Annotated in this window: 17 protein-coding genes and 1 riboswitch; of the genes, 10 read left to right on the forward strand and 7 right to left on the reverse strand. The window is 72.6% G+C overall.

Annotated elements, in window-relative coordinates:
• The first annotated feature begins 366 nt into the window (after positions 1 to 366).
• Positions 367 to 1,338: a homocysteine S-methyltransferase family protein gene (locus D3P35_RS12100; protein ID WP_118134991.1), complete on the forward strand. Its 972-nt coding sequence runs from the start codon at positions 367 to 369 to the stop codon at positions 1,336 to 1,338.
• A 463-nt stretch (positions 1,339 to 1,801) separates the two neighbouring features.
• Here D3P35_RS12100 and D3P35_RS12105 read toward each other — a convergent pair whose 3' ends face one another.
• On the reverse strand, positions 1,802 to 2,569 hold the full coding sequence (locus D3P35_RS12105; protein WP_118134992.1) for a fumarylacetoacetate hydrolase family protein: 768 nt from the start codon (positions 2,567 to 2,569) through the stop codon (positions 1,802 to 1,804).
• 398 nt (positions 2,570 to 2,967) lie between these two features.
• Between D3P35_RS12105 and queF the strand changes: the two genes are divergently transcribed.
• Entirely contained in the window at positions 2,968 to 3,435 is a 468-nt protein-coding gene (gene queF, locus D3P35_RS12110; protein ID WP_118134993.1) for a preQ(1) synthase, read from the forward strand.
• Positions 3,436 to 3,442: 7 nt separating this feature from the next.
• Here queF and bluB read toward each other — a convergent pair whose 3' ends face one another.
• Positions 3,443 to 4,156 (reverse strand): 5,6-dimethylbenzimidazole synthase, encoded by a 714-nt coding sequence (gene bluB, locus D3P35_RS12115; protein ID WP_118134994.1) that lies wholly within the window; start codon positions 4,154 to 4,156, stop codon positions 3,443 to 3,445.
• Between the two features lie 49 nt (positions 4,157 to 4,205).
• A riboswitch (cobalamin riboswitch) is annotated at positions 4,206 to 4,394 on the reverse strand.
• 89 nt (positions 4,395 to 4,483) lie between these two features.
• On the opposite strand from bluB, the gene D3P35_RS12120 reads away from it, so the two are divergent.
• From D3P35_RS12120 to D3P35_RS12140, 5 genes are all read left to right on the forward strand, one after another.
• The gene (locus tag D3P35_RS12120) at positions 4,484 to 5,392 is read left to right on the forward strand and encodes a LysR family transcriptional regulator (RefSeq protein WP_118134995.1); all 909 of its coding nucleotides are present in this window, start codon (positions 4,484 to 4,486) and stop codon (positions 5,390 to 5,392) included.
• Positions 5,393 to 5,545: 153 nt separating this feature from the next.
• Positions 5,546 to 7,237, forward strand: coding sequence for a dihydroxy-acid dehydratase (locus D3P35_RS12125; protein ID WP_198670593.1), 1,692 nt, complete (start codon positions 5,546 to 5,548; stop codon positions 7,235 to 7,237).
• Between the two features lie 12 nt (positions 7,238 to 7,249).
• A complete protein-coding gene (locus D3P35_RS12130) occupies positions 7,250 to 8,563 on the forward strand; it encodes an FAD-dependent oxidoreductase (protein ID WP_198670594.1) in 1,314 nt (437 codons plus the stop codon).
• Positions 8,560 to 9,834, forward strand: a complete 1,275-nt coding sequence (locus D3P35_RS12135; RefSeq protein WP_118134997.1) for an aconitase X catalytic domain-containing protein — start codon at positions 8,560 to 8,562, stop codon at positions 9,832 to 9,834. Before D3P35_RS12130 ends, D3P35_RS12135 begins: the two co-directional genes overlap by 4 nt.
• Positions 9,831 to 10,244, forward strand: coding sequence for an aconitase X swivel domain-containing protein (locus D3P35_RS12140; protein ID WP_232830481.1), 414 nt, complete (start codon positions 9,831 to 9,833; stop codon positions 10,242 to 10,244). The genes D3P35_RS12135 and D3P35_RS12140 overlap by 4 nt, the downstream gene beginning before the upstream one ends.
• 339 nt (positions 10,245 to 10,583) lie before the next feature.
• On the opposite strand, the gene D3P35_RS12145 is transcribed toward D3P35_RS12140, so the two are convergent.
• From D3P35_RS12145 to D3P35_RS12165, 5 genes are all read right to left on the reverse strand, one after another.
• Positions 10,584 to 11,159 (reverse strand): HD domain-containing protein, encoded by a 576-nt coding sequence (locus D3P35_RS12145; RefSeq protein WP_118134999.1) that lies wholly within the window; start codon positions 11,157 to 11,159, stop codon positions 10,584 to 10,586.
• A 329-nt stretch (positions 11,160 to 11,488) separates the two neighbouring features.
• Positions 11,489 to 12,067, reverse strand: coding sequence for a helix-turn-helix domain-containing protein (locus D3P35_RS12150; protein WP_118135000.1), 579 nt, complete (start codon positions 12,065 to 12,067; stop codon positions 11,489 to 11,491).
• 132 nt (positions 12,068 to 12,199) lie between these two features.
• Positions 12,200 to 13,519 carry a TRAP transporter large permease gene (locus D3P35_RS12155; RefSeq protein WP_118135001.1) on the reverse strand — a complete coding sequence of 440 codons (1,320 nt, stop codon included), beginning with the start codon at positions 13,517 to 13,519 and terminating at the stop codon, positions 12,200 to 12,202.
• A complete protein-coding gene (locus D3P35_RS12160) occupies positions 13,516 to 14,139 on the reverse strand; it encodes a TRAP transporter small permease (protein ID WP_157982122.1) in 624 nt (207 codons plus the stop codon). Before D3P35_RS12160 ends, D3P35_RS12155 begins: the two co-directional genes overlap by 4 nt.
• 71 nt (positions 14,140 to 14,210) lie before the next feature.
• On the reverse strand, positions 14,211 to 15,323 hold the full coding sequence (locus D3P35_RS12165; protein WP_118135003.1) for a C4-dicarboxylate TRAP transporter substrate-binding protein: 1,113 nt from the start codon (positions 15,321 to 15,323) through the stop codon (positions 14,211 to 14,213).
• A gap of 374 nt (positions 15,324 to 15,697) precedes the next feature.
• On the opposite strand from D3P35_RS12165, the gene D3P35_RS12170 reads away from it, so the two are divergent.
• From D3P35_RS12170 to D3P35_RS12180, 3 genes are read left to right on the forward strand one after another with little or no spacing between them, the layout of a single operon-like run.
• Entirely contained in the window at positions 15,698 to 16,777 is a 1,080-nt protein-coding gene (locus D3P35_RS12170) for an amidohydrolase family protein (RefSeq protein WP_118135004.1), read from the forward strand.
• Positions 16,777 to 17,874: an amidohydrolase family protein gene (locus D3P35_RS12175; protein WP_118135005.1), complete on the forward strand. Its 1,098-nt coding sequence runs from the start codon at positions 16,777 to 16,779 to the stop codon at positions 17,872 to 17,874. Before D3P35_RS12170 ends, D3P35_RS12175 begins: the two co-directional genes overlap by 1 nt.
• Complete coding sequence (locus D3P35_RS12180) at positions 17,871 to 18,284, forward strand: Rieske 2Fe-2S domain-containing protein (protein ID WP_118135006.1); 414 nt, start codon at positions 17,871 to 17,873, stop codon at positions 18,282 to 18,284. Before D3P35_RS12175 ends, D3P35_RS12180 begins: the two co-directional genes overlap by 4 nt.
• Positions 18,285 to 18,309 lie beyond the last annotated feature (25 nt).

The following is an 18,309-nucleotide window of genomic DNA, read 5'->3' on the forward strand; positions in this document are numbered from 1 at the left end:
CGGAAAACTGGTCTGCCGCGAAATCGGACGCGCGGCGCGGAATACGGAAATGCGATGCCGGTCCGGCACCGTCGCAGCCCGTCGGGCCGCGACGCGCGGCGGATCCCGCGGCCTACCCTCGCCCGCGGACCGGGGAGTGCACTATGCGATCCGTCACAGAACACCCGTCCGGAATTGTGCGACATCCGGCGGTATCGCGGCAAGTGTCGCGTGCGCATTTCGCTGCGGCAAGTGCCGCCTGCACATCGAACGGGGCGACAGCCGCCCGCAGCCCTTCGGCCCGCCCGTGAGACGGGTCGTCCGAAACCCGCCCTGCCGCGCGCCGTCCCCCGGCCGCCGGCCGCAACACCAGGAGACCCGAAGACCATGTCCAGATCGCACACCTCCGCCCGCCTGCCCCATACCGGTGGCGACGCGCTGTTCCTCACCGATGCCGGGCTGGAGACCTGGCTGATCTTCCAGCACGGCGTGCCGCTGCGCAGCTTCGCCGCCTTCGAGCTGCTGGAGAGCGATACCGGCCGCGCCGCCCTGCGGGCCTACTACCTGCCTTTCCTCGAGATGGCACGCGACACCGGCCACGGCTTCGTGCTCGAGACCCCCACCTGGCGCTCCGGCGCGGACTGGGGCGCCGAGCTGGGCTACTCCGCCGCCGCCCTCACCCGGATCAACCGCGACGCGGTGCGCTTCGTGACCGATCTCGCGCGCGAGGCCGCCCCCGGCGTGCCGGTGGTGATCTCCGGCAACATCGGCCCGCGCGGCGATGGCTACGACGCGGGCGCGCCGGTCACCGCCGAGGCGGCGGAGGACGCGCATGCCTTCCAGGTGGGCGTCTTCGCCACCACCGGGGTGGACATGGTCTCGGCCATCACCATCACCAGCGCGGCGGAGGCCACCGGCATCGCCCGCGCCGCCGGTCGTGCCGGGGTGCCCTGCGTGATCAGCTTCACGGTGGAGACCGATGGCCGCCTGCCCAGCGGTGAGGGGCTCGTGGCCGCCATCCGCGCGGTGGACGCGGCCTGCGACGTGCCCCCGGCCTACTACATGGTCAACTGCGCCCACCCGGACCATTTCGCCGCCGTGCTCGACAGTGCGGGCGAGACCGCGGCACGCATCCGCGGCGTGCGGGCCAATGCCTCGCGCCTCAGCCACGCCGAGCTCGATTGCTGCGAGACCCTCGACCAGGGCGACCGGGCCGAGCTCGCCGATCTCTACGCGGGGCTGATGCTGCTGCTGCCGCGCCTGAGCGTGGTGGGCGGCTGCTGCGGCACCGACCATGACCATGTGCGCGAGATCGCCCGGGCCTGCCGGCGCGGTGCGCATGTCCACGCCCCGGCATGAGGCGCCGCAGCCTGCGTCGGCTGCGCTGCCGGGGGCGGGTGACAGGCCCGCCCCGGCCACCGTGCCCGAAACCGGTCCGTCACGGCGCGCCGCGCCCGGGCGCCCGGCGCCGTGCCTCGTGCAGGGCAGGGCAGGGCGCACGCCCGAGGGCGTGCCTGCCCGGCCCATCGCCCTGTTCGACCCCGGCGCCGGGCGGCATGGCTGCATCCTTCCGCCGCGCCGCCACGAAGAAAGCCCGGCTCGCCGGGCCGCGCGGGCATGTCCGGCGCGGCGCTGCGGCCGGCGCCTGCGGGACCGGCCGTCCGCGCGGCCGGGCGCCGGGCCGCGGCTGCTTGCCGGCCGCCGCCGCTCCCCCGACCCCGGGCCGGGGGAGCGGTCTTCGGCCTGAAGACGAGAGATCGGCCTCCGGCCTGAAGGCGAGTGATCGGCCTCCGGCCTCGGGCCGGGTGATCGGCCTCCGGCCTCAGGCCGGGTAGTCGGCCTCCAGCCGGCCCAGCCCTGCGATCTCGGCGCGCACCTTCGTGCCCGGCGCGATGAAGGGCATGCCGTTGAGCGAGCCGGAGATCACGATCTGCCCCTCGCGCAGGCCGCCGCAATGGCTGCCGATGCCGCGCACCAGCGCACAGAACGTGGCCCAGGCATCGCCGCCCGGCACGGTGGCCGGGCCATCGAGAACGGTCTCGTCGCCCAGCTCCAGCCGCGCGGTGATGGCATCGAAGTCGAATTCCTGCCAGTCGGCCAGCGGCGTGCCGGTGACGAGCCCGCCGTTGAGCTGGTTGTCCGCGAGCTTGAGCAGCGGCGTGGCGGCATCGTGATCGGTGAGCCGGGTGTCGACGATCTCCAGCACCGGGATCAGCGCCACGCAGGCGCGGGCCTTCTCCTCCAGCTCCGGGTCATCCGCCGCGGGCAGCGGCGCGGTGACGAGGAAGCCGATCTCCAGCTCGATGGCGAGCTTGCCCGAGGGCGTGGGCGCCAGCACCGCGGGCGAGGGCTGCACCTCGGCGGCGAGAATGGGGGCGATCATCGGCGGCGCGCCCTCGATGCGCCCGGTCTTGAAGCCGCCCGCGGGGCCGAAGGCCTCCAGCACCCGGGCCTGCACGGCCAGCGCCTCGTCGCGGCTGGCGGGGGCGTCGCCGAAACTCTCCGGGCTGAGGCGGGTGCCGTCGCGGCGGGCGGCGATGAGGCGCTCGGCGATGGCGTCGGGCGAGAGGCGGGTGGTGTTCTGGGTCACGCGGGGGTCTCCGTTTCCTGTCGGCTGCCACCGGCGTAGCAGGCGCGGGCGCGCGCCGCCAGCCCGCCGGAGGTGCAGGTGCACCGGACCGGCCCGCCGACGGCGCGCTGACCGTCCCCGGGGGGATGGAGCGCCGGGCGGCCGCCCCGCGCCCGGGGGCCCGAAGGCGTGCGGCCGCGGCGCATCCCCACCGCCCTGGAGGCGCCCCGCATGTCGCGGAGGGCTGTGCGGGCAAGGTGCCGCACGCCCGGCGTTTCGCGCGCGAAAGGGTGAGGGCGGGCGGATCGGCGCGAAGGCCACGCCGGCGGCCCGCGGGCACCGGGCCGCCCTGCGCGCGTTTGACGCCCCCGCCCGCCCGGCATATGGGAGGGGCGATTTCGCGGCCACAGGAGGCAGACATGACCGAGAAGGACATCTACGCGGGGCTCACCCAGCTCGGCGGCGCCACCGCGCTGCCCGCGAGCCCGGAGGAGGCCGTGCTCGAGCGCGTGCCCAACCCGCAGGCCGACACCGCCTATTGCGTGCGCTTCGCGGCCCCCGAGTTCACCTCGCTCTGCCCGATCACCGGCCAGCCCGACTTCGCCCACCTGGTGATCGACTACGTGCCGGGAGAGTGGCTGGTGGAGAGCAAGTCGCTCAAGCTCTACCTCGGGTCGTTCCGCAACCACGGCGCCTTCCACGAGGATTGCACCGTGTCCATCGGCCGGCGGCTGGTGGAGCTGCTCGCCCCCGCATGGCTGCGCATCGGCGGCTACTGGTATCCGCGCGGCGGCATCCCCATCGACGTGTTCTGGCAGACCGGCGCCGCGCCCGGGGGCGTGTGGATCCCCGAGCAGGGGGTGGCCCCCTACCGCGGGCGCGGCTGAGCCGGGCTCAGCCCTCCGGCGCTTCGGTGAATTCCGGGCCGGCCGGCGCGCCCCAGCGCTCCTCGAACACCAGCGGGGCGAGGGCGCGGCGCCGGGCCCAGCCGCGCGCCTCCAGTTCCGGGCCCTCGTGCAGCTCGGCGACATAGCCGAGGCAGAGCCAGGCCACCGGCACCACTTCCGGCGGCAGGCCGAGCATTTCGCGCAGGTCCTCCTCCTCCACGATGCTCACCCAGCCCACGCCCACGCCTTCGGCCCGGGCGGCGAGCCAGAGGTTCTGCACCGCGCAGGCGGTGCTGTAGAGGTCGGTGTCCCGCGTCTGGGCGCGGCCCAGCACCGAAGGGCCGCCGCGCGAGCGGTCGCAGGTGACACAGAGGTTGAGCGGCGCCTCGGCGATGCCCTGCAGCTTGAGACTGTCGTAGAGCGCGCGGCGCGGGCCCTCGTATTGCGCGGCGGCGGCGGCATTGGCGCGCTCGAAGGCGGCGAGGAGCCGGGCGCGGGTGGCCGCATCGCGCAGCAGGATGAAGTTCCACGGCTGCATCAGCCCCACCGAGGGCGCGTGATGGGCGGCCATCAGCAGCCGCTGCACCAGCGCGGGCGGCAAGGGCTCGGGCAGGAACTGGCTGCGCACGTCGCGGCGGGTGTGGATGGCGCGGTAGACGGCCGCGCGCTCGTCGGCGCTGAACGGCCCGGCGGCGGCAAGGCCGCCCGGTGGCTTGAGCATCTTCGGTCCCCTTCGATGCACGCGCGCGGGCGCCCGCCGTCCGCGCGGGGGCCTGCTCTGTCCGTCCGGCCGGTCTTCTGACTCGGGCATCGACTGGCCGGAGCGCCTTCCCGGCCCGAAGGCCAGTGGCACCTGCTCCGCCATCCGCCTCACAGCGTTGGGCACGTCGCGGGTTTGCACCGCGTTCCCGATTCTCCGCGCCCTCGCGGGCCGCGGCACCGCACGGAGCCCCCTTCTGCCACGCGGACGGCGCCGGGGCCAGCCTGCGGTTTCGCTTGCCCGCCGCGGGCCCGCCCCGCTACTCTGGTACGTCTGGGGGGGTCCGCAATGGCCGAACTCGTCGATATCCGTGCCTTTCTCGTCACGGCACGGCTGGGCAGCTTTTCCGCGGCAGGACGCGAGCTGGGGCTCGCGCCATCGGTGATGACCAAGCGCGTCGGCCGGCTGGAGGAGCAGATGGGCGGGCGGCTGTTCCTGCGCTCCACCCGCTCGCTCACCCTCACCGCGCTCGGCGAGCGGGTGCGCCCGCGCCTGCAGCTGCTGCTGGGCGAGATCGACGAGGTGTTCAAGGGCGCCGGCCCGCCCGACGGCACGGTAGAGGGCAACCTGCGCATCAAGATGCCCACGGTCACCGCGCAGTTCCTCGGCGCGCTGCTGGCCGATTTCCAGGTGGCGAACCCGCGGCTGACGCTCGACATCCACATGGTCGACCGCTCGGTGAACCCGCTGGAGGAGGGCTTCGACGTGTCGATCGGCGCGCTGCCCGCCTCTTACGTGAACGTGATCGACGAGCCGCTCTGCCCCTACCGCCGCATCCTCTGCGCCGCACCCGCCTATCTCGAGGCCCGCGGCCGGCCGGTGCACCCGACCGACCTCATCGAGCACGATTGCCTCACCTATCTCGTCACCGGCAACACCTGGACCTTCGACAGCCCGCAGGGGCCGATGAACGTCGAGGTGCACCCGAAGTTCAACGTGAACGACAGCCGGGTGCTGCTCACCGCCGCGCGCCGGGGCCTCGGCCTCGCCACCCTGCCGGTGTTCCTGTGCCAGGAAGACCTCGCGGCCGGCCGGCTGGTGGCGCAGATGCAGGACTACCCGGTCTCCACCCTGTGGCTGAAGGCGCTGGTGCCGCGCATCAAGCGCAACCGCCCCGCGGTGCGCGCCCTCGTCGAGCACCTGCAACGCCACATGGGCCCCATCCCGCCCTGGGAGAATGGCGCGCTCACCGGCTGATCTTTCACGACTCGCAAAAGCTGGTCGCGTGAATTTGCGTATTGTGCAGGAAAGCACGATAGCCGACCCTCCTCCCCGGACCGATGACCGGGAGAAACCCGGCAGGGGGAGGAAACACATGTCCCACCGCGACAGCATGCGGAGGCTCACCCCGTGAGCCGCCCGCTGAGATCGAATTTCGAGCCGGGAAGCTCCCGCTGGGCGGTGCGCCGGGCGCAGTGGCGCGCCCTCGGCCTTACCGACGCCGACATGGAGAAGCCCAAGATCGCGGTGGTCAACACCTCCTCGGAGATGGCGATCTGCTTCTCGCATCTCGACGGTATCGCGGCGAAGGCGAAGGAGGCGATCCGCGCCGCCGGCGGCCTGCCCTTCGAGATCCGCACCGCGGCACCCTCCGATTTCATCATCTCCGCCGGGCGGCGCGCCACCTACATCCTGCCCACGCGCGACCTCATCGCCAATGACATCGAGGTGCAGGTGGAGGGCGCGCAGCTTGACGGCATGCTGCTGCTCACGTCCTGCGACAAGACCGTGCCGGGCCAGCTCATGGCCGCCGCGCGGCTGGACATCCCCGCGCTGATGGTGATCTGCGGCTACCAGGCCTCGGGCCATATCGGGGCCGAGCATGTCGACATCGAGGAGGTGTTCCTGCACGCGGGCTACCACGCGCAGGGGGCGACCTCGCTCGAACGCCTCACCGAGATGAGCGAGCAGGCCATCCGCTCGCCCGGCGTGTGCTCGGGCATGGGCACGGCGAATTCCATGCACTCGGTCACCGAGGCGCTGGGGATGTGCCTGCCCGGTGCCGCCCCGGTGGCGGCACTCTCCGCGCGGATGTGGGCGCATGTCGAGGCCTCGGGCCGCCGCATCGTGGAGATGGTGGAGGAAGACCTCAGGCCCCGCGCCATCCTCACCGCCGACGCCTTCCGCAACGCCGCCGCACAGGTGCAGGCCCAGGCCGGATCGATCAACTGCATCAAGCATCTGCAGGCCATCGCGCTGGAGGCCGGGGTGGAGATCGACATGGCGGAGGCGTTCGATGCGGCCGGAGACCGGGTGCCCGTGCTCACCGCCGTGCGGCCCATCGGCCCGCTCTCCATCGAGGCGTTCGAGGCGGCGGGCGGCGCGCGGGGCGTGCAGGCGCGGCTTGCGCCCCTGATCGACACGTCGGTGCTCACCTGCACCGGGCGCGCGCTGGCGGAAAACCTCGCGGGTGTCACCGTCGCCGACGACCATGTCATCCGCCCGCTCACCGACCCCTGGGGCCATGAGGCGCCCATCGTGCTGCTGCGCGGCTCGCTCGCGCCGCAGAGCGGGGTGGTGAAGGTGGGGCTGCGCACGGCCGAGCGCAACCTCGCCTTCCGCGGCCCCGCCCGGGTGTTCGGGGACAGCGCCTCCGCCGAGGCGGCGCTGAAGGCGGGCGCCATCGCCCCCGGCGCGGTGATCGTGCTGCGCGGGCAGGGGGTGCGCGGCGGCCCGGGCATGGGCGGGGCCTCGCGGCTCGTCTTCGCGCTCGAGGGTGCAGGCATGGGCACCGATTGCGCCGTGGTCACCGATGGCCAGCTCTCCGGCCTCGTGAACAAGGGGCTCGTGGTGGGCGAGGTGCAGCCCGAGGCGGCGGAGGGCGGGCCCCTCGCCCTCGTCGAGGACGGCGACATGATCGCCATCGACGTCACCGCGAAGCGGCTCGACCTGGAGGTGGCGGCCGAGACGCTCGCCGCCCGCGCCGCCCGTTTCACCCCGCCGGAGCCCTGCAGCGATTCCGGCTGGCTGTCCATCTACGAGCGTACCGTCTCGCCGCTGTCGCGCGGGGCCTCGCTGATCGAGACCGCGCGCAGGCGCTGAAGGAGAATGCCCATGTCCCACGGACGCCCGATCAACCCCGGCACCACCCTCGTGCGCTTCTCCGGCACCGACCCCGTGCACGTGATCGAGGCCGATCTCTGCGTGGTGGGCGCCGGCATTTCCGGTATCGCCACGGCACTCGAGGCGGCGAAGCTCGGCCGCCGGGTGGTGATCGTCGACAGCCTGCCGGCGCTCGGCGGGCAGGCGGTGAACTCGATCATCGGCACCTTCTGCGGCCTCTTCGCCAACGGCACGCACGGCCACCGCTTCACCTTCGGCGTGGTGGACGAGATGCTGGCGGCGCTGGAGGCGGAGGATGCCGTCTACTACCGCCACGGGCCGATGACCACGGTGGCGCATTACAACGAGATCGTGCTGTCGCGCTGGGTGGAGAAGGCGATCGACGCCGCCGGCGTCACCCCCATCGTCGGCGCCACGCTGCGCCGGGTCAGCCGCGAAGGGCGGCGCATCGAGGCGGCGCAGTTCGTCACCCGCTACGGCGACGTGGAGATCCGCGCCGAGGCCTGGGCCGATTGCTCGGGCGACGCCGCACTGGCCTACCGCGCCGGGCTCGAGTGCCGCGAGCCCGACGAGAAGGTCTTCGGCTCGCAGCAGGCCGTCATCCAGGGCATCAACACCGATGCCCAGCCCGACCGCGAGACCCTCACCGCCTGCATCGCCGAGAAGGCTGCCGACTACGGCCTCCTGCGCCGCGGCGGGCTGATCTTCAACTTCCCCGGCAAGGACATCGGCGTGCTGAACATGACCCATGTCGAGACCCCGCTCGAGCCGGTGGCCGCCAGCCGCATGGGGATCCTGGGCAAGGAGCAGGTCGACCGCGGCGTGCGCCTGCTGCGCGACGCCTTCCCCGAGGCCTTCGGCAACATCTCGGTGCGCGCCTACGGCTTTCCCGGCATCCGCCAGACCCGCTGGATCCGCGGCGCGCATCACATCACCGTGCCGGAGGTGACCGGCAGCGTGAAATTCCCCGACGCCATCGCCCGCACCGCCTGGCCCATCGAGCTGCACAACGCGCCGGAGGGGTTCGTGTGGGAGGTGTTCGACGAAAACCACGTGCATTACGTGCCGCTGGGCGCGATGCTCTCGCCCGAGGCGGACAACATCGTCGCCGTGGGCCGCTGCATCGACGGCGATCCGGCGGCGCTTTCCTCCGTGCGGGTGATGGGGCCCTGCATGGCGATGGGGGCGGCGGCGGCGCATGCGCTCGACCTCGCGGGCTCCGGCTCGGTGCACCAGATCGACATCGGCGCGCTGCAGGACCGGCTCTCGGACAATCTCACCCGCACCGACGGAGTGGCGCCATGAAGCTGACGGACCACGAGCAGGCCATGCTGCAGGGAGACCACGGCCCGGCAAAGGCAAGGGCGATGGACCTGCTGCTGCGCTACGGCCGCGCGCTCGGCGCCGAGCGGCTGGTGGAGGTGCGCAATGTCGCCGGCACCTGGAACGCCGGCTCCCCCGCCCTGCGCCCCTACGCCGACGAGAGCATGGACAGGCTGTTCTCCAAGTTCAATCTCGACAGCGACGAGGTGGTGGAGACCCCGCAGGCCGAGGTCTACACCTGCCAACTCATCCACGGCATCGACACCCGCAACAACCGCCTGATGGGCGTGCCGGACGAGGCGGCGGACTACCAGCGCCGGGCCGAGGCCTTCTTCGGCCGCCGCGGCGTGTCGATGTTCAACACCTGCACCCCCTACCAGGTGGGCAACGTGCCGGTGAAGGGCGAGCATTGCGCCTGGATGGAGAGCTCGGCCGTGGTCTATTGCAACGCCGTGCTGGGCGCGCGCACCAACACCGAGGGGCGCGAGAGCACCGGTGCCGCCTCGCTCACCGGCCGCATCCCCTACTGGGGGTTCCACGTGCCCGAGAACCGGCTCGGCACCCATGTGCTGGAGGCCGAGCCGGAGGTGCGCGGCATCATGGAATGGGGGCTCTTCGGCTACCACGCCGGCGAGGCGGTGGGCGAGGACATCCCCGTGCTCACCGGCCGGCTGCACCAGCCCGGGCTGATCGACCTGAAGCATTTCGGCGCCGCCGGGGCTTCCTCCGGCGGCATCGAGATGTACCACATCCCCGGCACCACGCCGGAGGCGCCCGGCCTGGAGGCCGCCCTGCGCCCCGGCGCGCACGAGCGCCTCGTCTACACCGCCGCGGACCGGCAGCGCGCCTGGGAGAACCTCAACCACTCCGCCAGTTCCGACGACGTGGACTTCGTGATGCTCGGCTGTCCGCACAACGCCATCGAGCAGGTCTGGACCGCGGCGAAGCTGCTCGACGGCCGGCGGGTGCACGAGAACACCGAGCTGTGGATCTTCACCCCCCGCGCGCTGAAGGACACGGCCGATCTCAACGGCTACACCGAGGTCATCGAGCGCGCCGGCGGGCACCTGCTGTCCGACACCTGCCCCGCCATCGGCCGCGTGGTGCCGAAGGGCACGCGCACGGTCGCCACCGACAGTGCGAAGCAGGCGCATTACCTGCCGGCGATCATGGGCGTGGGCTGCCATTTCGGCTCGGTCGCGCAATGCGTGGAGGCGGCGATCACCGGGCGCTGGCGCGGGGGGCTCGCGTGAGCGTGGTCGAGATCCGCGGGCGCTGCGTGGTGCCGGGCGTGGCCGAGGGCGCGGCCTTCGTCTCGCCCGAGACCATCTCCGGCTGGGGCGGCATCGACAGCCGCACCGGCACCATCGTGGAGATGCGCCACCCGATGCGCGGGCAGAGTTTCGCCGGCAAGGTGCTGCTGTTTCCCGGCGCGAAGGGCTCGTCGGGCTACTCGCATTTCTTCCACCTGTGCCGGGTGAACGGCACCGCGCCCGTGGCCCAGCTCTTCACCCGGATGACCGCGAAGGCCGCCCTCGGCTGTGTCGTCACCCGTGTTCCGGCGATGACCGATTTCGACCGTGACCCCTTCGAGCTGATCCGCCCCGGCGACCATGTCCGCGTCGATGCCGACGCAGGCCTCGTCACCGTCACCCGGCCCTGAACGTCCGGGCCCGTGCCATCGCCGGCCTGACCCGCGGGTGGTGTTGGCCCCGACGTCGAGGCGTCTCGAACTGCTCCGCGACCCCCTCCGGGCCATCGTCCCGGAGCACTCCGCGCCGGCCCCCCGGCCCGACGGATGCCCGGGCCCCGGGTGGTCCGCACGCATCTCCCCGTGACACCGGGTCGGGGTGGCGCACCCCGTGACCGGGACGCCGCCTCCCGCCTCGCCTCATCGCAGAGCCCACGGAGCCGCCGGGGCCGCGCCTCACGGGCGCGGCGAGCGCCGAGCGGGGGCTCGATGCCCCCCGAGGCGCTGACACCCCGCGAGCCGGCCGGGGGGTCAGGGCGCGGGGCGGGCCATTGCGGCGCGGGTCTCGCGGTCGGCAATGGCGCGCAGTGCGGCGAGCAGGGGGTGGGCGTCGGTGCGTGCCCGGCCGTAGGGCAGGTTGAAGCCGAGGTCGAAGCCCGGCGGGTTCGCGCCCTTCGCGTGCTGCAGAACGGTCTCGATCTTGTCGAGCCCCTTGGCCAGCACCGCCTCCGGGGTGGCGGCGGCGTCATACTCGTCCTGCAGGGCGAGCAGGCGGGCGCGGATATCGGGCGGCAGCGGGGCGGCGAGGGCCTCGAGATCGGCCCGTTCGCGCGCCGCCTTGTCGGCATCGGGGCACTGCTCTGTGGCCGGAATGTCGCCGGAGACCGCCTCGCCGAGGTCGTGGAGGATGCACAGCTCGAGGAGGCGCAGCCGGTCGATGCCGGTGAACTCCTCCGCCAGCACGAGGGCGAGCAGGCACAGCCGCCAGCTGTGCTCGGCGGTGCTCTCGGGCCGGCCCTTCGCGCTGTGGCCGCTGCGCAGCGTGTCCTTCAGCGCCTCGGCGGACTGGATGAAGGCGGTGATGCCCTCAAGGCGTGCGGTGTCCATCGCGTGTCCCTCCTGATGCGCGCGCAGGATAGCGCGGCCCGGCGCAGGGGGGCAGGCGCTGAATATCTTATGCAGGCCACGCCCGGGGGTTCCCGCAGACGTCGCGCGGACGCACGGGCCCGCGCGCGAATTTTCTGGACCGCGCAGCGTCGCGCATAGCTCCGGAACCGCATGACGTCGCGCCTGGCCTTGAGGCCGCACCCCGTCGAGCATAGCCCTGAAGGTGCGGGCCGTCGCGCATGGCCCTAAGGCCGCGCGCCGTCGCGCAGGTATTTAAGGCCGCACGCCGTCGCGTGGATCTTTAAGGCCGCGCGCGGTCGCGTGGATCTTTAAGGCCGCGCGCCGTCGCGCGCGAGGCGGGCGAAGCTGCCGTCGGAGAGGGCGAGGCGCGTGTAGCGGATCTCGCCTTCGCGGATCAGCATTTCCGGGTGCTCGACCCGGCCGGTGACGAGGGTGAACTCCTCGGCCAGCGGCGCGTACCAGCCCCGCTCGGCGAGCCCGGCCTCGCAGGCCACGATCTCGGGCGAGGCGAAGCGCCAGAGCGAGCGGCCGCGCAGGTCCGCCTCCGACACCCGCCAGTCCGCCACCCTTGCGGGCGAGGCGGCGAGCAGCCGGTGGGTGAGGTCGCAGACCAGGTGCACCGGCTCGGCCGCGCCGCGCACCAGCCCGAGCAGCGCGCGGTCGGAGGCCGAGGCGGGCCGGGCGCTGAGCAGGGCCCGCGCCAAGCCCAGGGCGCGGGACCCGGGGGTGAGCCGCCCGGCCTCCCAGCGCGAGAGGCCGGATTGCGACAGGCCGAGGTCCTCGGCCAGGGCGGCCTGTTTCACCCGGTTGAGCAGCCGCCAGCGCCGCAGGGCCCGGCCCAGGAGGGCGGCTTCGGGGAGGGCGGGCGTGTCGGTGTCGCTGCGCATGGGGGAAGTCTAGCGCCGTGCGCCGCGCCGGAAAAGGCGCCCCGGCCCCGCGCCCGGCACGACCGGGGCGCCCACCCGCCCGCCCCGCCCCGCCCGCACCGGGCGCGGGGCCGGTGCGGGCGGGGCGGGGGGTCAGTTCATCGAGTTCGGCAGGAAGAGCGAGATCTCCGGGAAGCCGATCAGCAGCACCATGATGACCGCTTCGCAGGCGAGGAACCAGCCGATGCCGCGGAAGATGGTCTCGAGCGGCACCTTCTCGCCCACCACCGATTTCACCACGTAGGCGTTGAAGCCCACCGGCGGGGTGAGCAGGCCGATCTCGATGTATTTCACCACGATCACGCCGAGCCAGATCTCGTCGAGCCCCAGCGCCTTGAACATCGGCTGCACGATGGGGAGGGTGAGCAGCAGCACGCCCAGCGGGTCGAGGAACATGCCCAGGATGAGGTAGATGATCGACACCGCGACCACCAGCAGCACCGGGTCGAGCGCCCAGGAGCCGATGAGCCCGCCCATGATGCCGGGAATGCCGACCAGGGCGAGGAACTTGGTGAACATCACCGCGCCGTAGGCGACGAAGAAGAGCTGGGCGGAGGTCTTCACCGCCTCGAGCACGCTGTCGCGCAGCACCGCGAGGGTGAGGCGGCGCTGTGCCGCGGCCACCACGCAGGCGAGCAGCGCGCCGCCGGCCCCGGCCTCGGTGGGGGTGAAGACGCCGCCGTAGAGCCCGCCGATGATGCCGGCGATCAGCACCAGCAGCGGCCAGACCGGCCCGAGCGAGCGCCAGCGCTGGCGCCAGAGCTCGGCCCGGTCCATCTGCAGGGTGACGCGCGGGGCGATGGCGGGGTTCCACCAGGCGCGGCCGACGATCATCGCGGTGTAGACCGCCGCGGTGAGCAGCCCGGGCAGCACGCCCGCGATGAGCAGCTTGGTGATCGAGACCTCGGCGAACACCCCGTAGATCACGAACATGATCGAGGGCGGGATGAGCGCGCCGAGCGTGCCGGCCGAGGCCACCACCCCGCAGGCGAGCGAGGGGGCGTAGCCCTGTTTCAGCATCTCCGGGATGGCGAGGCGGCTCATGGTGGCGGCCGTGGCGACGGAGGAGCCGGAGGCGGCGGCAAAGCCCGCCGAGGCCATGTTGGTGGCCACCGCCAGCCCCCCCGGCAGGCCGGAGAACCAGTAGCGCGCCGCGTTGAACAGCGCCGCCGAGATGCCGGTGTTGTGCGCCACCGCCCCCATGAGGATGAACATCGGGATGGCCGAGAGCCCCCAGTTCGCCGCCACCTCGAAGGGGGTGTTCTGCATCACCCCGAAGGCCACGTTGATGTTGCGCTGCGCCCAGAGCCCGATGAAGGCCGCGACCCCGAGCGCCACGCCGATGGGCACCCGGATGGCGATCAGCACCAGCACGAGGCCGAGGATGGCGAAGCCGAGTTCCGCGCCGCTCATTCCGGCCGCTCCGGTGCGGTGGCGGGGCGGGCATCGGGGGCCGCCGCGGCATCTTCCTGCGCCTCCTCTTTCAGGGGCGCCTCCGCGCGCGGGGCGTCGCGGGCCGGGTCGTCGGCGTCGGCCATGTTGCGCGCCGCGGCGCGGGTGTCGCGCACGAGGTGGATGACGAGGTAGACCGCCATCAGCCCGAAGCCGATGGGCACCACCCAGCGCGAGGGCCAGACCTCGATGAAGCCGCCGCCGGCCTCGCGCGCCTCGCGCATCCCGGTCATCTCCACCGCCACGATCACCGCCTGCCAGGTGAAGACGGTGACATAGACCACGCTCAGCACCGCGGCGAAGGCGTCCATCCACTTGCGCGGCCGCCAGGACATCCAGCCGGTGAACAGCTCCACGATGATATGCCCGCGCTCGCGGGTGATGAGCGCGAGCGGCAGGAAGGCGAGGGCGGCCATGTAATAGGCCGAGACGATCTCGATCGTGCCCACCAGCGGGCGGTGGAACACCGTGCGCCCGATCACGTCGGCGGAGACATGGAGCATCATCGCGAGGGTGAGCAGGGCGGCGACGAGGGTGAAGAGACCGGTGATCCGGTCGAGCAGGTACCGAAGAGCGTGCATGCGCATCCCTTTCCGGGGTACGGGGGGGAGGAGGGAGGACGGGCCCCGCCCGGAGGCGGGGCAGGGGGCGCTCAGAGCGCCTCGGCGTCGACCTTGTCGTAGATCTCGCGCTTCAGCGCGTCGCGGAACTTCGCGGGGTCCTCGCCCACTTCCTCGGCGGTGATCTTCTGCCATTTCGCGTAGGCGGCGAGGTAGTAGTCGAGCACCGCCTCGGGGTTCTCCACGCCGGCGGCCTTCGCGTTTGCCACGTTCTCGGCGTATTGCTGGGTGTCGCGCTCGGCCATCACCGGGGCGAACTCGGCCTCGGCATCGACGAAGGTGATGCCCTTCTCCCGCGCGGCGGCGATCACGTCGGCATCCTCGGCCATCTGGGCCTCGAAGGTCTCGCGCACCACGGCGTCGACCATGAGGTCGAGGTGGATGCGGCGCTGCTCGGGGGTGAAATCGTCCCAGACATCGCGGTTCACGTACATCAGCACCGGGGGGCCGCCCATGCCCAGCGGCGCGTCGAGCACGGTGTCGACCACGTCCATGTAGCCGAAGCTGCGCAGCCATTGCACCGAGCCCAGCACGCAGTCGAGCGCGCCGCGCTCGATGGCGGTGGTGGCCTCGTTCGGCGGCATGGCCACCGGGGTGGCGCCGGCGAGCTGCATGATGCCCACGCCGCCGCCGGAGGCGCGCACCTTGAGCCCCTTCACGTCGGCCAGCCCCTTCGGCTCGCCCCGGCACATCAGCAGGTAGGGCGAGACCGAGTAGCCGCCGAAACCCACGGCGCCGGCATGCTCGAACTCCGCCCGGCACTGCGGGCAGCCCAGCATCAGCACCTCGTTCATCGCCGCGGTGGCGGCCATGATGTCGTCTCCGATCAGCGACTGGCTGAAGATCATGTTCATCGAGGGCAGCATCTTGGGCACGTAGGGCGCCATGGTGATGCCGGCGTCGATGAGGTTGGACTTCACCGCGTCGGGCGTGCCGGGGCCGTTTGCGAGCTGGGCGCCGGCGACCATCTTCCAGGCGATCTCGCCGCCCGTGGCCTCCTTTATGGCCTCGAAATAGGGCTCCATCGCCACGGTGTTGGTGGCGTTGGTGGCGCTGAGCCAGGAGCCGAAGATCAGCTCCTTTCCCTGCGCCGCCCCCGCGAGCAGCGCCAGCGCGGCGGCACCGGTGAGCAGGTTGCGTATCATGTCTTGCTTCCTCCCTTGGCTTGGGCCGGCCGCCCCCGGATCTGCCGTCCGGGTGGGGCCGGTGGCGGGGTCAGCGCGGGGACCGCGCGGACATCTGGGCAGGGGAGGGAAGGGGCAGGCGCAGCCGGAGCGCGCGCCCGGAGCGTCTGTGGTGATCGGTGTCCGCCATGGCGGTCTTCCTCCCGTGGCCGCCCCTGCTTCGGGGGCTGGCCTGCTGATTTGCGCCAACGGTAGGCCAACTTGATCCGTGAGGGTATCCCGTTTTTTGCGGGAGTATCTTTCTCGAATCGGGAAAACTCAAACCTGATCCTGCCGGATACCCTGCCGGGGCGGCGGAGCGTACCCTCGGGCAAAACACCAGGGGAGGAAACCGCATGTCCCAGCCCGTTGCCGGTGCCACCGATTGCGATGTCCATGTGCCGCCGCCGCCGGTCTCGGCGCTGCTGCCCTGGCTCGACGCCTACTGGGCCGAGCAGGTGACGGCCCGCAACATCGACCGCGCGCCCTTCACCCTCACCAGCTATCCCGCGCAGGCGCCCTATTCCTGCCGGGAAGACTGGCGCGCCCCCGGCGGCGGCCTGCCCTGGCTGCGGGAGAGGCTGCTCGACCGTTTCGGCCTCGGCCTGGCCGTGTGCTCGGTGCTGCACGGCGCGGTGACCCTGCACAACCAGGACATGGCCGCCGCCCTCTGCGCCGCGGTGAACGACTGGCTGGCCGCGGAGTGGCTGGCGAAGGAGCCCCGGCTGCGCGGCTCCATCCTCGTTCCGGTCGACGACACCGACCTCGCGGTGCGCGAGATCGAGCGGCTGGCGCCCGACGGCCGCTTCGTGCAGGTGCTGCTGCTGGTGATGCACGAGCGCCCGCTGGGCCACCGCGCCTATTGGCCGATCTACGCCGCGGCCGAGCGGCACGGGCTTGCCGTGGCAGTGCACGCGGGCAGTCATTACCGTCATGCCCCCGGCTCCGGCGGCTGGACCACCTACCAGGTGGAGGACCACGTGCAGCACTCCTTCGCCTTCGAGAACACCCTCGTCTCCTTCCTCGCCGAGGGGGTGTTTCAGAAATTCCCGGCGCTGAAGCTGGTGTTTCTCGAGAGCGGTTTCGCCTGGTTGCCCACGCTGCTCTGGCGCTGCGACAAGACCTGGCGCGGCACCCGCGCCGAGGTGCCCTGGCTCGACAGGCCGCCGAGCGAGATCCTGCGCGGGCGGCTGTTCCTCGGCCTGCGCCCCTGCGACCCGCCGGGCCCCGCCGAGCTTTCCGCCGTGCTGCGCCACCTCGCCCCCGCCGGCGGCACCGACCTGCTGCTGTTCTCGACCGACTTTCCCCACCGCCATTTCGAGGGCGACGCGGCCCTGCCCGCCGGCCTGCCGGAGGAGAGCCTTCCCGCCATCCTCTCCGGCAACGCCGCGCGCGCCTGCCCGCGCCTCGCCCCCGCACCCGTGGAGACCTCGTGATGAACCGCCTCGCCGACCCCGCGCTGGACCAGCGCCTGAAACTGGTGGATTGCGACATCCACATGACCCAGAAGCGCCCGTCCGACCTCTACCCCTTCCTCGAGCGGCGCTGGGTGGAGCACCTGGAGAGTTTCGGCAGCTTCTTCCGCCAGCCGCTGGTGGGGCAGCTTGCCTATCCGCGGATGACCGCGAACGGCATGCGCGCCGATGCCGAGCCCGAGGACGGGCCGGCCGGCTCCTCGCTGGAGATGCTGCGCGCCCAGCACCTCGACCCGCTGGGCGTGGACATCGGCATGCTGATCTGCCTCGGGCGCGGCGGCATGGAGGAGCGCCACCCCGGGCTGGCCGCCGCCATGTCGCGCGCGGTGAACGACTGGCAGATTCATGCGCTGGTGGCGCCCGAGCCGCGCCTGCGCGCCGGGCTGGTGGTGGCGCAGGACCATCCGGAGGCCGCGGTGGCCGAGATCCGCGCCCGGGCGGGAGACCGGCGCTTCGCCCAGGTCATCCTCTCCACCCGCGCCGCCGAGCCGCTGGGCGCCCGGCGCTATTGGCCGATCTATGAGGCCGCACAGGAGGCGGGCCTGCCGATCGGCCTGCACCCCGCCGGCTACTCGGGCGGCCACCCCTCCACCGGCTCGGGCTGGCCGAGCTATTATTTCCACGAGCATTACACCTTCCTGCCCGGGGCGGAGGGGCTCGTCTCCAGCCTGGTGCTCAACGGCGTCTTCGCCGCCTTCCCGCGACTGCGCGTGGCGATCATCGAGGGCGGCTTCTCCTGGGCCCCGGCGCTCGGCTGGCGGATGGACCGGGCCTGGGCGCACTGGCGCGCCGAGGTGCCCGAGCTCACGCGCCCGCCCTCGGAATACATGCGCGAGCATGTCTGGTGGGCCACACAGCCCATCGAGGAGCCGAAAAACGGCCGCGAGATCGAGGAGATCGTCGACTGGATCGGCTGGGACCGGCTGCTCTACTCCTCCGACTATCCGCACTGGGACTACGACGACCCGCGCTTCGTGTTCCGCTTCCCCCTCAGCCCGGAGCGGCGGCAGGCGGTGTTCGGCGGCAATGCCCGCGCGCTCTACGGGCTCGACGCATGACCCGGCACGTGGTGGCCGCGGCGGCCGAGATCGCGCCCGGCGAGATGAAGCGGGTGACGGCCGGGGGCCGGCCGGTCTGCGTGTTCAACCTCGACGGCAGCTTCCACGCGCTGGTGGACCGCTGCCCGCACGAGGGCGCCGCCCTCTCCGCCGGGCGGCTCTGCGGCATCGTCACCGCCTCCGCGCCCGGCGAATACCGGCTGTGCCGGCAGGGCGAGATGGTGCGCTGCCCCTGGCATGGCTGGGAGTTCGACATCCGCACCGGGCAGAGCTGGTCCGACCCCCGCGCCACGCGGGTGCGCAGCCTGCCCGCGGCGGTGGAGGCCGGAGCCGAGCTGGTGAAGGGCCCCTACGTGGCCGAGCGGCTGGAGATCACCCGCGAGGGCGCCTATCTGGTGATCGAGATCTGACCGGCCGGGCCCGCGCCCCGGCGCT

The sequence above is a fragment of the Oceanicella sp. SM1341 genome, from assembly GCF_003448965.1.
Lineage (GTDB): Bacteria > Pseudomonadota > Alphaproteobacteria > Rhodobacterales > Rhodobacteraceae > Paroceanicella.

Bases quoted from the DNA above. Each gene is read 5' to 3' on its own strand.
- D3P35_RS12170 (WP_118135004.1), top strand. From the start codon at position 15,698: ATGTCCCAGCCCGTTGCCGGTGCCACCGATTGCGATGTCCATGTGCCG.
- D3P35_RS12100 (WP_118134991.1), top strand. From the start codon at position 367: ATGTCCAGATCGCACACCTCCGCCCGCCTGCCCCATACCGGTGGCGAC.
- bluB (WP_118134994.1), bottom strand. From the start codon at position 4,156: ATGCTCAAGCCACCGGGCGGCCTTGCCGCCGCCGGGCCGTTCAGCGCC.
- D3P35_RS12165 (WP_118135003.1), bottom strand. From the start codon at position 15,323: ATGATACGCAACCTGCTCACCGGTGCCGCCGCGCTGGCGCTGCTCGCG.
- D3P35_RS12130 (WP_198670594.1), top strand. From the start codon at position 7,250: ATGTCCCACGGACGCCCGATCAACCCCGGCACCACCCTCGTGCGCTTC.
- D3P35_RS12135 (WP_118134997.1), top strand. From the start codon at position 8,560: ATGAAGCTGACGGACCACGAGCAGGCCATGCTGCAGGGAGACCACGGC.
- D3P35_RS12120 (WP_118134995.1), top strand. From the start codon at position 4,484: ATGGCCGAACTCGTCGATATCCGTGCCTTTCTCGTCACGGCACGGCTG.
- D3P35_RS12175 (WP_118135005.1), top strand. From the start codon at position 16,777: ATGAACCGCCTCGCCGACCCCGCGCTGGACCAGCGCCTGAAACTGGTG.
- D3P35_RS12160 (WP_157982122.1), bottom strand. From the start codon at position 14,139: ATGCACGCTCTTCGGTACCTGCTCGACCGGATCACCGGTCTCTTCACC.
- D3P35_RS12150 (WP_118135000.1), bottom strand. From the start codon at position 12,067: ATGCGCAGCGACACCGACACGCCCGCCCTCCCCGAAGCCGCCCTCCTG.
- D3P35_RS12180 (WP_118135006.1), top strand. From the start codon at position 17,871: ATGACCCGGCACGTGGTGGCCGCGGCGGCCGAGATCGCGCCCGGCGAG.
- D3P35_RS12155 (WP_118135001.1), bottom strand. From the start codon at position 13,519: ATGAGCGGCGCGGAACTCGGCTTCGCCATCCTCGGCCTCGTGCTGGTG.
- queF (WP_118134993.1), top strand. From the start codon at position 2,968: ATGACCGAGAAGGACATCTACGCGGGGCTCACCCAGCTCGGCGGCGCC.
- D3P35_RS12145 (WP_118134999.1), bottom strand. From the start codon at position 11,159: ATGGACACCGCACGCCTTGAGGGCATCACCGCCTTCATCCAGTCCGCC.